Here is a 12839-nt window from a genome sequence, read left to right as displayed (position 1 = left end):
TAAGGATTTAGGCATCCTTCGCAACGCGGGCGAGCACCGATACCGAAACCCGCGCCGCGCCTGCCGCCAGACAGGCCTCGGCACAGGCGGCAAGCGTGGCTCCGCTCGTCATCACATCATCGACCAGCAAGACATGCGCCCCCTTCATCCGGTTCACTCGTGCCCGATGAACCCGTATCGCCCCCGAAAGGTTGCCAAAGCGTTCCGCCCGGTTCCGGCCTTCCTGCGTGCCGGTGGGGCGGATGCGCTGCAAAAGGTCAGGAACATGCGCCAACCCCGCCAGCTTTGCCACCCGCGCCGCGATCAACGCCGACTGGTTGTAGCGCCGCGTGAACAACCGCCGCCAATGCAGCGGTACGGGGGCCACCAGCATACCCGCCCCCAAGATCGGCCCCGCCGCGCGGTAAAGCCAGTCGCCCGCCGGTCGCGCCAGATCGATCCGGTCGGCATGTTTCAGCCCAAGCACCAGCTTGCGCCCCGTCTCGCGGTACAGAAACACCGCCCGCCCCTGATCCCACGGGCGACCAATAGACAGGCAATCGTCACACTGCGCGACATCGCCGTCGCCGGGCAAGGGCACCCCGCACAGATCGCACAAACTGCCGGTGATAAATCCGGTATCGCGCCAGCACGGCCCGCACAGGCCAAAGTCGCTCGCCACAGCTTCGCCGCAGGCCACGCATTGCGGCGGGTAGATCAGGCGCAGCGCCGCTTGCAATCCCATTCCCGCCTCCTATGGTCCCGCCCATGCAAAACCCACCGATCCTGACCGACCGCCTTGCCCTTACCCGCCACCGCGCCCGCGCGACGGCGTTTTTCCTGCACGAAGAAGTCGCCGCAGAAACACAGGAAAGACTGGACGAGGTTAACAAGTCGTTTACGCACCCCGCCGTCGTGACGCCTTTCCCGCAGCTCTGGCCCGATTACCCCGTACCGGTGCCCGATGACGACACGCTCGCCCTAAGCCCCGCCGCGCATGATCTGGTCATCCACGCCCTTTGCCTGCACTGGGCGAATGATCCTGTGGGCCAGCTTGTGCAATGCCGCCGCGCCCTGCGCCCCGATGGGCTGTTCCTCGGCTTCCTTTTTGGCGGTCAGACGCTGAACGAACTGCGCGCCTGCCTTGCACAGGCCGAATCCGAAACCACCGGCGGCCTGTCACCCCGCGTGCTGCCGATGGCCGAAATCCGCGACCTCGGCGGCCTGTTGCAACGCGCAGGCTTCTCGCTTCCTGTCGCCGACAGCTTCACCAAAACCGTGATCTACCCCGACGCGCTCGCCCTCATGCAAGACCTGCGCGCCATGGGCGAAGCCAACGCCCTCGCCGCCCGCCTCCGGCATCCCACCCGACGCGCGGTGATTGCCCGCGCGGCTGACCTGTATCAGCAGCACCACGCCCTGCCCGATGGTCGCATCAAGGCCACCTTCGAAATCATCGGCCTGACAGGCTGGGCCCCGCATGAAAGCCAGCAAAAGCCGCTGCGCCCCGGTTCGGCTGCCCAAAGACTCGCCGATGCGCTGAATACATCCGAGCTTCCCTTGCGCGACCAACCCCCCAAAGGTTGACCCCGCGCGATAAGCCTATATGTCCCGCACGTTGACCACCTGATCCCGAAGGACGCGCAGATGCTTGATGCCAAACTCCGGACCGAAGCGCCGGCCGGCCTCGTCACGCCCGGAAACGGCCGCCTTGCCCATGCGCCTGCCAGCCACCCGCCGGTGCGTCAGGCCAAGATCGGCGTGCTTCTGGCCAACCTCGGCACGCCCGACAATTACGATTACTGGTCGATGCGGCGCTATCTGAACGAATTCCTGTCCGACAAGCGCGTGGTCGATTATTCGGCATGGATCTGGCAGCCGCTTCTGCAACTGGTGATCCTGTCCAAGCGCCCCTTCTCGTCGGGCGCGAATTACAAACTGATCTGGAACCACGACAAGAACGAAAGCCCGCTGCTGACGATCACCAAAGACCAGACCCGCAAGATTGCCGAAACGATCAAGTCCGCCCATGGCGATGGCGTGATGGTTGATTTCTGCATGCGCTACGGCAACCCTTCGACCGAATCCAAGGTCCGCGCCATGGTCGAGGCGGGCTGCGAAAAGATCCTGTTCTTCCCGCTTTACCCCCATTACGCGGGCGCCACGTCAGGTACCGCCAACGACCAGTTCTTCCGCGCCCTGATGAAGGAAAAGCGCCAGCCCGCCGTGCGGACCGTGGCCGAATACTTCGACCACCCGCTCTACATCGAAGCCCTCGCGCAATCGGTGCAAACCGCCTATGCCGCGCTTCCCGAAAAGCCCGATGTCCTTGTCGCATCCTATCACGGCATGCCGCAGCGCTACCTGATGGAGGGCGACCCCTACCACTGCCAGTGCCAGAAAACCTCGCGCCTTTTGCGTGAACGGTTGGGATGGGAAAAGGGCGCGATCGATACGACCTTCCAATCGGTCTTCGGCCCCGAAGAATGGCTGAAACCCTATACCGTCGAACACGTGGCCGAACTGGCAAAACAGGGCAAGAAGCGCATCGCCGTCATAGCCCCCGCGTTTTCAGCCGATTGCATCGAAACGCTGGAAGAGATCAACGGCGAAATCCGCGAAGCCTTTGAACATGCAGGCGGCGAATCCTTCACCTATATCCCCTGCCTGAACGACGACGATGCCCATATCGCCGCCCTAAGCGCGGTGATCGGTGAAAACCTGTCAGGCTGGCTGCGCTAGACGCAAACGCAACAACGCGGAATCAAAGCGGGCGCGAAAGCGCCCGTTTTCATTTGTCCATCACGCAAAAGAAAAGGGCCGACGGGCATAACCCGCCGACCCTTTCCTGAATCGATCCAGTGATCAGTTCGAGGCAGCAGCCGCGACGACCAGGAGGAGCAGCAGCGGAACAACGATGCCGCCAGCCGACGACGAGGTCGATGCTTCGACAACAGCCGGTTCCATGACGGGTTCAGCCATACCGCCGGCGAAAGCCGAGGTAGCAGCCAGCGACAGAGCGGCGACGAGCGCAAGTTTCTTCATGATAAGACCTCCAGATTTCGCATGACGCCGGATGTTGCAGAGGCGACGGCATGCACCCAAGATTATTCCTCGTGATTTCTCTTAAACAGCTTGAGCGGCAGAATGCAACTTGCAGCAAACAAACCCTCTGCTGTTCAAGTCCGTGTCGTCAAATTAGCAACACCTGAGTCCCGACTTTCACCAGCGCGTACAATTCGAGAATGTGTTCGTTGTAAAGCCCGACACAGCCGTTGCTCGACCGCCGCCCGATCTTGCGCGTGTCATGCGTTCCATGGATGCGATAAGCGGGCCATGACAGGTACAGCGCACGCACCCCCAGCGGATTGTCGGGCGCACCGCCTTCGACGACATCGGGCCAATCGGGATGGCGCTGTTTCATCGAAGCCGTGGGCCGCCATGTCGGGTTTTCGACCTTCTGGATCACTTCGGTCTTGCCCTTGCGCGTCAGGTCGTCCGACAGCGGAACCGACGTCGGGTAAAGCTTGTAGATCGACTGGTCTTCCGACCAGTAATGCAGCGCGCGCGATGTGATATCGCACAGGATGGCGCCGTTGCGCGTGTTGGCGAAATAGGGCTGCCAATCCAGCATCCGGAAGCTCGACGCGTTGTGCCGCACCGATGCCGAAGCCGCAGCTTCCATTTCGGTCGTGTTTTCGAACGCCGCCGCGGGCAGCGCCGCCGCACCCAGCGCGACCGCGGCACCGCCAACGAACAGGCGGCGGTTCAAAGCCTTGGTGTCATCGCTCATCTGCTTGCCTCATCAGTTTCTCAATTCACGCTTCCTTACCCTTTCCGGCCTCCTTCGGCAAATCAAACGCTCGTCACCCGCTTGTCCGGCTTTGGCAAAGACGCGCAAAGGTCGGGTCACGCAGAGTTGGGTTTGAACTGCCCTTGCCCTTTCGCTATGACCATCGGCCAAGAGCAGAACAATGGCCGGGTGGGCATGATGGACAGACGGACAGTTTTGATTTCGGGCATGGCGCTTTTCCTGTCTGCCTGTGGCGCGGTAGGGCCGCGTCCGCAGCTTGGTACCGATGGCAAGCCGCTTCCGCAGGTATATCCGGTCAACAAACAGGGCGAAGGCGTCGTGGCCTACCGCCTGCTTGATTCCGTGAATTCCCTGCGCTCGTCGCGCGGCATGGGGCCGCTGACGTTCAACGCATCGCTCAACGCCGCTGCCGCGACCCATTCGCGCGACATGTCGGTGCAAAACCGCCCGTGGCATTTCGGGTCGGACGGCTCGTCGCCGCTCGATCGTGTCAACCGTGTCGGCTATACCGGCAAACTGATGGGCGAGTTGATCTCGGAAACCTACGAGACCGAGCTTGAAACACTCGCCGCGTGGCTGGGCGCACCCGACATGCGCGGCGTCCTTCTCGACCCCAAGGCGACCGACGTCGGCTTCGCATGGTTTCAGGAACCGAACGGCAAGATCTGGTGGACACTGGTCACCGGCGGCCCGCGCGGCATCTGAACGCAGGCCCGGGTGGGTTAAAAAAGGGGGGTCAAAGGGGGCCGCATGGCCCCCTTTTTTCATGGCAGGATGTGAATGACCGTTCCGGAATTCACCATCGAATAGACAAGTTCCATCTCCTTGTCGGTCACGGCGATGCAACCCGCCGTCCAATCCCACCTGTCGACCGGACGCGGCGGCCCGCCGTGGATGAAGATGTCGCCGCCCGGAGATTTTCCCTGCGAACGGGCGAATTCCACCTGCCGCGGATTGGGATAGGACACACCAAGCGACAGATGATACTGCGACTTGGGGTTCTTGTGGCTGATGTAATAGGCACCTTCCGGCGTCTTGAAATCGCCCTCGAACTGCTTTGGTCCCACCGGCTGCTTGCCCAGCGACACGTTGAATTCCTCAAGGATCGTAGTGTCATGCAAGAGATACATCTTGCGCGCCGACTTGTGTACCTGAACCGAAGTCACTTCCGGCCCGTTATACGTGCGGAATTTATCGCCGCATGCCGCAAGCCCGAATGCCAACATCAAAACCAGAAACGCTCTGCCCAACCACATCTGCCTGTCCGCCGTGCCTGTTATGTTTTGCCCAGCGCATAGCGAAAAAGCGATCACCTGCCTAGACGGCCGTTCGTTCGCCTGCCTCACGGCTGCGTTACCTGCGCGACAAACGGGCAACCAGTTCGACATGCGACGACCAGCGGAACTGGTCCACCACCTGCACCCAGTCGATTTGCCAACCTGCCCCGACCAACACCTTGGCATCGCGGGCAAAGGTGGCGGGGTTGCACGACACGGCCGCAATCACCGGCACCTTCGTCAGCGCCAGCGCGGCAACCTGCGCCTCGGCCCCCGCACGCGGCGGGTCGATCACCACGGCGTCGAACCCCTTCAACTCGTCCGGCTCCATCGGGCGGCGAAACAGGTCGCGGGTTTCCACCGTCACCCGCTTCAACCCTTCGGCATTGCGCCAGCCCTTTTCCAGCGCGGCAGTCATCTTGGCGTCACCTTCGACCGCCAGCACCTCGGCCCGTTCGGCAAGCGGCAAGGCAAAGGTGCCGCTGCCCGCGAACAGGTCCATCACCCGCTTGGCCCCGCCCACCGCTTCGATCACGCCCGCCAGCAGCGCGGCCTCGCCCTCGGCCGTGGCCTGCAAGAACGCGCCGGGCGGCGGCGCCACCAGCGCCTTGCCGAACCGCTGCATGGGCGCTGTCCGCAGGGCGATCACCTCGCCCCCCCATGTCAGCCGCGCGATCCCGTGGCTTTCGGCCAAGCGCGCCAGCTCCAGCCGCATCTGCGCGTCCAGTTCCTTGCCGCCCTGCACCGAAACATCCGGCCCCGCGAGCGAACGCGTCACGGTCAGATCGACCTCGGTCGACCGCGACCCGCCGATCTTGACCAAGGCTTCCAGCACAGGAAACGTCGCCACCAGATCGGGATGCAGCAACTGGCACCCCGGCACGGGGATGATCACATCCGATCCCCGCGCATGAAACCCCATCAGCGCCCCGCCCTTGGTCTTGCGCGCCGCCAGCGTGGCGCGCCTGCGCGACCGCACGGGTGACGTGACCGTGGGACGGAACGCAGCCTCCAACCCCTGCGCCACCAAGGCCTGCCGCACGATGCCGGTCTTCCAGTTTTCCACAAACGCATCGGATGCGTGCTGCATCAGGCATCCGCCGCAGGTGCGGGCATGCACACAAGGCGGCTTCTTGCGGTCAGCCGAAGGCGTCACGATCCGCACGACAGCGCCATCCACCTCGACATCTTCGCCCGGCAACACACCGGGGACGAAAATCGCACCCTCCGGCCCCTGCGCGACCCCGTCGCCCAGATGCCCGATCCGTTCGATTGTCAGTTTCACTCGGCGGCTTCCTTGTCATCGACCCCGATGAACCCGCCCGACTGGCGGTTCCAATAGCGGGCATAAAGGCCATTGCGGGCCAACAGCCCGTCATGCGTGCCTTCTTCGACAATCCGTCCATCGTCAAGCACAACGATCCGGTCCATCGCCGCAATGGTCGACAAGCGGTGCGCGATGGCCAGCACCGTCTTGCCCACCATCACCCGATCCAGCGCCTCTTGGATGCTGGCCTCGACCTCCGAATCCAGCGCCGAAGTCGCCTCGTCCAACACAAGAATCGGCGCGTCCTTCAAGAATGCCCGCGCCAGCGCGATCCGCTGCCGCTGCCCACCCGACAGCTTCACCCCCCGCTCGCCAAGGAAAGCGTCATACCCCTTGCGCCCCGTGTGATCGACCATGTTCAGAATGAAATCATGCGCCTCGGCCTGTTTCGCCGCGGCGATGATCTCGTCCATCGACGCATCGGGCCGCCCGTAAGCGATATTGTCCCGCGCCGAGCGGTTGAACATCGCCGTTTCCTGCGTGACCATCCCGATCTGCCGGCGCAAACTTTCCTGCGTCACGCCGCGCACGTCATGCCCGTCGATCCGCACCGTGCCCTCCTCCACATCGTAAAGCCGCAGCACCAGCGACACGAGGCTGGATTTCCCCGCCCCCGAAGCGCCCACGATCCCCAGCTTTTCACCGGCGCGAATGGTCAGGTCGATATCCTGCACCCCGCCGCGCCGCCGCCCGTAAGCGAATGACGCATGGTCAAACCGCACCTCTCCCGCCACGCGCGGCAGGTCCAGCGCGCCCGCAGCATCGGCCAGCGTATGCGGCACCGAAAGCGTCTTCATCGCATCCTCGACCTCGCCGACGCTGGTATAAATCGACATCAGCGTGAAACTGACCCAGCCCGACATCTGCGCGATCCGCATGGCGATGGCACCCGAAGCCGCAATCGCACCCTCGGTCGCCATCCCCTGCTGCCACAAGAGCACCGCGCCCCCGATCAGCAGCACCGGCAACACCCCCGCGATCCCCATCAAGGACAGCCGGAACCACGTCGAAATCTCGCCGAACTCGACCGACGACTCGCGGAAAACCTCCATCGCCTTAAGCGCCACGCGGTCCTCGAACGCGGCATGGGCGAACAGCTTGACCGTCTTGATATTGGTGATCGTATCGACAACCTGCCCCGAAACCATTGCCCGCGCACTGGCACGCGCCGCCGAATTCACCCGCACACGCGGCATGAAATAGCGGATCAGCATCACATAGCCGACCAGCCAGACCGCCAGCGCCAAGGCGATCCGCCAGTCGATCACCAGCAGGAAAATCACCGACCCGACCACCGAAGCCAGCGCAAAACACACCGTGTTGATGATCTCGGTCGCCACATCCGTCACAGCCCGCGCCGCCTGCATCTGCTTTTGCGCGATGCGTCCCGCGAAATCGTTGTCAAAGAACGTCACCGCCTGCCCCAGCGTCCAGCGATGCAACCGGCTCAGCACCAAGGGCATCACGTTCGGCCCGATCACGATAGCATTCGACGCCGACGACACGCCAAAGGCCAGCGGCCGCAAGATCATGTAAAACAGGATCGACCCGACGATCAGCGTCATGTGGTCGGTAAAAAAACCGCTCGGCCCCGACGAAATCGCCGCATCGATCACCCAGCCCATGATCAGCGCCGATACCACCTCGGTCACACCGGACAGGGATGAGATCACCCCCGCCAGCACCAGCATCGGCCAAGACCCCGAAAGGCACCAGTTCATGAACGCGCCCAAGCGTTGCGGCGGAGGCCCGTCTGCAGGGCGGAACGCATCGATCCAGTCGCCAAGCCGTGACAGCGCGCTCATTCGGCGGCCTCCGTTTCTTCCGATCCGATGAAGCCACCGGATTGCCGCGCCCAGAACCGCGCATAAAGACCATTCCGTTGCAACAATTCCGCGTGCGTCCCGTCTTCGGCGATATGCCCGTCTTCCAGCACCACGATCCGGTCCATCGCGGCAATCGTCGACAGGCGGTGCGCGATGGCGATCACCGTCTTGCCCGCCATAACGCCCGAAAGCGCAGTCTGGATCGCCGCTTCCGCCTCACTATCGAGTGCGCTCGTCGCCTCGTCCAAGATCAGGATCGGCGCGTCCTTCAGGATCACCCGCGCCAGCGCCACCCGCTGCCGCTGCCCGCCCGACAGTTTCACGCCCCGCTCGCCCACATGCGCGTCATAGCCGCGCCGTCCTTGCGGGTCTTCCAGCGTCAGGATGAAATCATGCGCTTCGGCCTGCCGCGCCGCCGCGATCATTGCCTCGTCACCCGCGTCGGGCCGCCCGTACAGGATGTTGTCGCGCACCGACCGGTGCATCAGGCTGCTGTCCTGCTGCACCATCCCGATCAGGCGGCGCAAGCTATCTTGGCCCACGCCCGCGATATCCTGCCCGTCGATCAGGATGCGCCCGTCCTCGCAGTCGTAAAACCGCAGCATCAGCCGCACCAGCGTGGACTTGCCCGCCCCCGACCGGCCCACAAGCCCGATCTTCTCGCCGGGTCGCACCGTCAACGACAGCTTCGCCAACCCGCCCGACCCGCGCCCGTAATGGTGGCTGACGCCCTGCACCTCGATCAACCCGCGCTCGTAGCGCAGATCGGGCGCGCCATCGCGGTCAACCAGTCCGATCGGCTGGGTGATGGTCTCCATCCCTTCCTGCACCACGCCAAGCGACTGCACGAGCGACGAAAACGCCCACATGATCCAATAGGTCATGTTGTTCAGCCGCAGCACGAGTGCCGAGGCCGCAGCCACCGTCCCCACAGTGGCCGACCCCTGATACCACAGCACCATAGCCAGCCCGGTAATCGTCACGATCAGCAGCCCGTTCAGCGCGGTCAGCGCAAGGTCCATCTTGGTCGTGATCCGCTGCTCGACCTTGAACGCCTCGCGCGCGGCCTCGATCACTTCCTTGGCGTAATCCATCTCGCGGTCGTTCTGGGCGAACAGCTTGACCGAATGGATGTTGGTATAGGCATCCACCACCCGCCCGGTAATGGCCGACCGCGCATCCGACGCCGCCTTTGACGCAGGCCCCGCCCGCCGGACCGTCCAGCGCACCAGAAAACCATACAGCACGAACCACACCACCAGCGGCAGCAAAAGCCACGGGTCGGCATCGGCCAGCATGATCCCGGCACCCACCACCGTAACGCTCGCAAAGCTCACCGCGTCAAAGGTCTGGAACACCGCATCATTCGCAGCCGGAGGCGTCTGCATGATCCGGTTGGCAATCCGTCCGGCGAAATCGCTTTCGAACCAGCCCACCGGCTGGCGGATCACATGGGCATGCGCCCGCCAGCGCATCATCGTGCCGAAATTCACCATGATCGTGTTGTGCAGCAGCGCCACATGCGCCACCAGAAGCACAGGCCGCAACACCACCACCGCCAGCGCGACCAGCAAAATCTCGGTCCCATGCAGCGCCCAAACCTCGCCCGGCCCGTTGACCGACAGCATGTCGACCAAGCGCCCGACATACCAGATCAGCGCCACATCCGCGAAAGCGGTTATGACCGAAAGCACCCCCGTAATCGCAAAAACCGCTTTGAACGGGCGAATATACTCCAGCAAAAACGGCCAAAGCTGCCGCTCGGGCGTGTCATTGCGCGGATAGGATTTATAGGGGTCAACGAGGCCCTCGAAAAAAGCAAACACCGCATAGCCTCTCGAATGGTTCTTTACGGGTATAGGCCCCCGCGGACCAAAGGAAAACCGTCAGCCCAGCAAGCTTTCGCGACCGGCCCGCAGATCGGCGGCCAGCCACCGATTTTCGATCTCGCGCAAGCGCGCGCCCAGCGCAGGCCCCTGCACCTGATCCATCAGGTCGGCGGCCGTCACCGGCAACACGGCTGCGGCCCCCCGCGCAACCTCGGGCTGCCATGCGTCAGGCAAGGCCTGCTCCATCAGCGCAGCCCGCACCAGTACCGCATCTGCGCCAAGGTCGGCACCAAGCAAATATCCCAAACCCGCTGCCGAATGGACAGACCCCGCCGCCTCGCGCAGCGCGGCCACGTCGCGCGCCTCGGCGCGGCTCAGCCGCAAATCGTCACTGTTCCCACCCAAAACGGCCAGCCGTGCCTTCCAGCGCGGCACCCGCCCCGCCTCCAGATGCACCAGAAGGGCTAGGGCGCGATCATCCGCCCCCGGCAAAACCGCCCCCAACACCCCCGCCCGCGCCATCGACGCCACCGCAGGCGCAGGGTCCGGCGCGGAAACCAGCTTCCTCAGTTCCGCCCCGACCCGTTCCCGCGAGAGGCCCGCCAACCCGTCAACTGCCGCGGCACATGCGGCCAGACCTTCGGCATCGATCCCTTCCGCCGCGTCGCCATACCAGGCGTGAAAGCGAAAGAACCGCAACACGCGCAGATAATCCTCGGCAATCCGCTGCGCGGCATCGCCGACAAACCGCACCCGCCGCGCCATCAGGTCCGGCAAGCCACCCAGCGGGTCGATCACCTCGCCGGCCGCCGTAGCGTAAAGCGCGTTCATGGTGAAATCCCGCCGCGCCGCGTCTTCCGCAACATCGGTGGAAAAGGCTACGACCGCATGCCGTCCGTCGGTTTCCACATCGCGGCGGAACGTCGTCACCTCATGCGGCTTGCCGCCCGAAACCACAGTCACCGTGCCGTGCTCTATGCCGGTCGGCACCACCTTCAACCCTGCCTTTTCGGCAAGGTTAGTCACTCTTTCCGGCGTTGCATCCGTTGCGATGTCGTAATCGCTCACCGGCTCGCCCAGCAGCGCATTCCGCACGCAGCCCCCCACGAACAGCGCCCGGTATCCCGCCTCCGTCAGTGCAGCACAAACCGCCTGAGCGTCCGCATCCTGAACCCAAGGCATCATCCCTGCACCCGATCCGCGAGCCCGCGCAATATCCGCGCCGTGGCCCCCCAGATGTAATAAGGCCCCCACGGAACTGCATAATAGCGCCGCCATTCACCGCGCCAGCGCCGACTTTCGATCCGGTATCGCGCAGGGTCAAGCACATGCGACAAGGGCACGTCGAACGCCTCCTCGACCTCGCCCGCCTCGGGCACCGGCACGAAATCGCCGCGCAACAGCGCCAGAACCGGAGTCACCGAAAACCCTGTCACCGTCTCATGCGCGGGCAACTCGCCCAGCACCTGAACCTGCCCGCCCGGCAAGCCGATCTCTTCCCTTGCCTCGCGCAGCGCGGCCCCCACCGCGCCATCATCGCCCGCATCCACCTTACCGCCCGGAAGCGCGATCTGCCCCGGATGGTGCTGCAAATGCGACGACCGCTTGGTCAACACCAACCGCGCCCCCTCGGGCCGCAGCCACACCGCCACCAGAACGGCGGCAGGGCGCAACACGCGCCCCGCAGGCAAGACGATCGCAGGGTTCAGGTCAAAATCCGACGAAGGCCGCGCGGGGCGGGTCAGTGCCGCGCGCAAGCGTTCTTCATCACTCGGCATCCGGTTTTTTCACCGCCTCGAAGCCGACCGTCAGCGGATCCAGCTCGTAATGCGCCCCGCAGAACTGGCAATCGGCGGTCACGATCCCCTCGTCGGTGGTCATGTGGCGGATGTCCTTGGCCGAATAGATCGACAGCGAATTCCGCACCTTGTCTTCCGAACAGGTGCAGCCAAATCGCACCGGCTGGGCGTCGTAAACCCGCGGGTCTTCTTCGTGGAACAGGCGCACCAGCAATTCGGTCGGCTGCACGCTTGGCCCGATCAGCTCCAGCTCTTCGACCGTATCCAGCAGCGCGTTGGCCCGCGTCCAGTTTTCAGCCTCGTCCCCCGCCAGAATGTCGGTGTGGTTCAGCAACCCGCCCTCGCCCGTCCCGCCCTCGCTTGCCACGAACGGCGACGCCTTGGGCATGTGCTGCAACATCACGCCGCCCGCCCGCCAATGCGCGACGCCGCCTGCCATCTGGCTTTTGCCATAGGTCACCGCAAAGCGCGTGGGCAGTTGTTCCGACTGCGCGAAATAGGTCTGCGCGCAATCCGACAAAGACCGCCCCGCAATCGGCGTGATCCCCGAATAGGGCACGTTCCCTTCGCCCTGATCGATCAGCACGGCCAGATACCCCTCGCCGATCTGGCTGAAGGGTTCGGCGTCCAGATCCAGCCGCTCGGTGTCATAGCTGGCATAGGCGCGGATGCGCGCGGGCTGCCCATCCTCGGAAGGCCCGTAGTAATCGGTCGCGATCAGCCGCGCCGGACCTTTGCCGCGCACCTGCAACGACAACTTCCAGCGCAGCTTGATCGACTGTCCGATCAGCGCGGTCAGAAGTGCGGCTTCCGCCACCAGCGCCTCGATCACCGGCGGATAGTCGTGCTGGCGCAGCACCTGCTCCAGAACCCCGTCCAGACGCGCCACGCGCCCGCGGATATCGGACCGGTCAAGCTGGAACGGCAGGACGGTGTCGTCCCATGCGAGTTGTGAGCCAAGAGTCATCGGGTTTCCTGATTGTGCCCG

The 12839-nt window shown here is 64.0% G+C and carries 13 protein-coding genes; 3 read left to right on the top strand and 10 right to left on the bottom strand.

The window, feature by feature from the left end:
- Positions 1-7 precede the first annotated feature (7 nt).
- The gene (locus tag HYN69_RS17625; protein ID WP_108436894.1) at positions 8-724 is read right to left on the bottom strand and encodes a ComF family protein; all 717 of its coding nucleotides are present in this window, start codon (positions 722-724) and stop codon (positions 8-10) included.
- Between the two features lie 23 nt (positions 725-747).
- On the opposite strand from HYN69_RS17625, the gene HYN69_RS17620 reads away from it, so the two are divergent.
- Together HYN69_RS17620 and hemH are read left to right on the top strand one after the other, a co-directional pair.
- Positions 748-1566 (top strand): methyltransferase domain-containing protein, encoded by an 819-nt coding sequence (locus HYN69_RS17620; RefSeq protein ID WP_108437297.1) that lies wholly within the window; start codon positions 748-750, stop codon positions 1564-1566.
- 60 nt (positions 1567-1626) lie between these two features.
- Positions 1627-2721, top strand: a complete 1095-nt coding sequence (hemH, locus tag HYN69_RS17615; protein ID WP_108436893.1) for a ferrochelatase — start codon at positions 1627-1629, stop codon at positions 2719-2721.
- Between the two features lie 123 nt (positions 2722-2844).
- Here the strand turns inward: hemH and HYN69_RS17610 are convergent, their stop codons facing one another.
- Both HYN69_RS17610 and HYN69_RS17605 read right to left on the bottom strand, forming a co-directional pair.
- A complete protein-coding gene (locus tag HYN69_RS17610; protein ID WP_108436892.1) occupies positions 2845-3024 on the bottom strand; it encodes a hypothetical protein in 180 nt (59 codons plus the stop codon).
- A gap of 148 nt (positions 3025-3172) precedes the next feature.
- On the bottom strand, positions 3173-3772 hold the full coding sequence (locus HYN69_RS17605; protein ID WP_108436891.1) for a L,D-transpeptidase: 600 nt from the start codon (positions 3770-3772) through the stop codon (positions 3173-3175).
- A gap of 198 nt (positions 3773-3970) precedes the next feature.
- Here HYN69_RS17605 and dalA point away from each other — a divergent pair, with 198 nt between their 5' ends.
- A complete protein-coding gene (dalA, locus tag HYN69_RS17600) occupies positions 3971-4498 on the top strand; it encodes a divisome-associated lipoprotein DalA (protein WP_108437296.1) in 528 nt (175 codons plus the stop codon).
- A 59-nt stretch (positions 4499-4557) separates the two neighbouring features.
- Here the strand turns inward: dalA and HYN69_RS17595 are convergent, their stop codons facing one another.
- The 7 genes from HYN69_RS17595 to hslO form a co-directional block, all read right to left on the bottom strand.
- Positions 4558-5049: a L,D-transpeptidase family protein gene (locus HYN69_RS17595; protein ID WP_108436890.1), complete on the bottom strand. Its 492-nt coding sequence runs from the start codon at positions 5047-5049 to the stop codon at positions 4558-4560.
- Between the two features lie 97 nt (positions 5050-5146).
- Positions 5147-6355, bottom strand: a complete 1209-nt coding sequence (locus tag HYN69_RS17590) for a class I SAM-dependent RNA methyltransferase (RefSeq protein WP_108436889.1) — start codon at positions 6353-6355, stop codon at positions 5147-5149.
- Entirely contained in the window at positions 6352-8202 is a 1851-nt protein-coding gene (locus HYN69_RS17585; RefSeq protein ID WP_108436888.1) for an ABC transporter ATP-binding protein, read from the bottom strand. The genes HYN69_RS17590 and HYN69_RS17585 overlap by 4 nt, the downstream gene beginning before the upstream one ends.
- Complete coding sequence (locus HYN69_RS17580; protein ID WP_108436887.1) at positions 8199-10049, bottom strand: ABC transporter ATP-binding protein; 1851 nt, start codon at positions 10047-10049, stop codon at positions 8199-8201. Before HYN69_RS17580 ends, HYN69_RS17585 begins: the two co-directional genes overlap by 4 nt.
- A gap of 60 nt (positions 10050-10109) precedes the next feature.
- The gene (locus HYN69_RS17575; RefSeq protein ID WP_108436886.1) at positions 10110-11237 is read right to left on the bottom strand and encodes a CCA tRNA nucleotidyltransferase; all 1128 of its coding nucleotides are present in this window, start codon (positions 11235-11237) and stop codon (positions 10110-10112) included.
- Entirely contained in the window at positions 11234-11830 is a 597-nt protein-coding gene (locus HYN69_RS17570; protein ID WP_108436885.1) for a CoA pyrophosphatase, read from the bottom strand. Before HYN69_RS17570 ends, HYN69_RS17575 begins: the two co-directional genes overlap by 4 nt.
- Positions 11820-12818, bottom strand: a complete 999-nt coding sequence (gene hslO / locus HYN69_RS17565) for an Hsp33 family molecular chaperone HslO (RefSeq protein WP_108436884.1) — start codon at positions 12816-12818, stop codon at positions 11820-11822. The genes HYN69_RS17570 and hslO overlap by 11 nt, the downstream gene beginning before the upstream one ends.
- Positions 12819-12839: the final 21 nt, after the last annotated feature.

The organism is Gemmobacter aquarius (genome assembly GCF_003060865.1).
Lineage (GTDB): Bacteria > Pseudomonadota > Alphaproteobacteria > Rhodobacterales > Rhodobacteraceae > Paragemmobacter > Paragemmobacter aquarius.
The sequence above is the reverse complement of the archived record's forward strand: the minus strand, read 5'-3'. Positions and strand labels throughout refer to the sequence as shown.

Coding starts and splice junctions, on each gene's coding strand:
- HYN69_RS17610 (WP_108436892.1), bottom strand. CDS start 3,024: ATGAAGAAACTTGCGCTCGTCGCCGCTCTGTCGCTGGCTGCTACCTCG.
- HYN69_RS17620 (WP_108437297.1), top strand. CDS start 748: ATGCAAAACCCACCGATCCTGACCGACCGCCTTGCCCTTACCCGCCAC.
- HYN69_RS17585 (WP_108436888.1), bottom strand. CDS start 8,202: ATGAGCGCGCTGTCACGGCTTGGCGACTGGATCGATGCGTTCCGCCCT.
- hslO (WP_108436884.1), bottom strand. CDS start 12,818: ATGACTCTTGGCTCACAACTCGCATGGGACGACACCGTCCTGCCGTTC.
- HYN69_RS17605 (WP_108436891.1), bottom strand. CDS start 3,772: ATGAGCGATGACACCAAGGCTTTGAACCGCCGCCTGTTCGTTGGCGGT.
- dalA (WP_108437296.1), top strand. CDS start 3,971: ATGGACAGACGGACAGTTTTGATTTCGGGCATGGCGCTTTTCCTGTCT.
- HYN69_RS17570 (WP_108436885.1), bottom strand. CDS start 11,830: ATGCCGAGTGATGAAGAACGCTTGCGCGCGGCACTGACCCGCCCCGCG.
- hemH (WP_108436893.1), top strand. CDS start 1,627: ATGCTTGATGCCAAACTCCGGACCGAAGCGCCGGCCGGCCTCGTCACG.
- HYN69_RS17595 (WP_108436890.1), bottom strand. CDS start 5,049: ATGTGGTTGGGCAGAGCGTTTCTGGTTTTGATGTTGGCATTCGGGCTT.
- HYN69_RS17575 (WP_108436886.1), bottom strand. CDS start 11,237: ATGATGCCTTGGGTTCAGGATGCGGACGCTCAGGCGGTTTGTGCTGCA.
- HYN69_RS17625 (WP_108436894.1), bottom strand. CDS start 724: ATGGGATTGCAAGCGGCGCTGCGCCTGATCTACCCGCCGCAATGCGTG.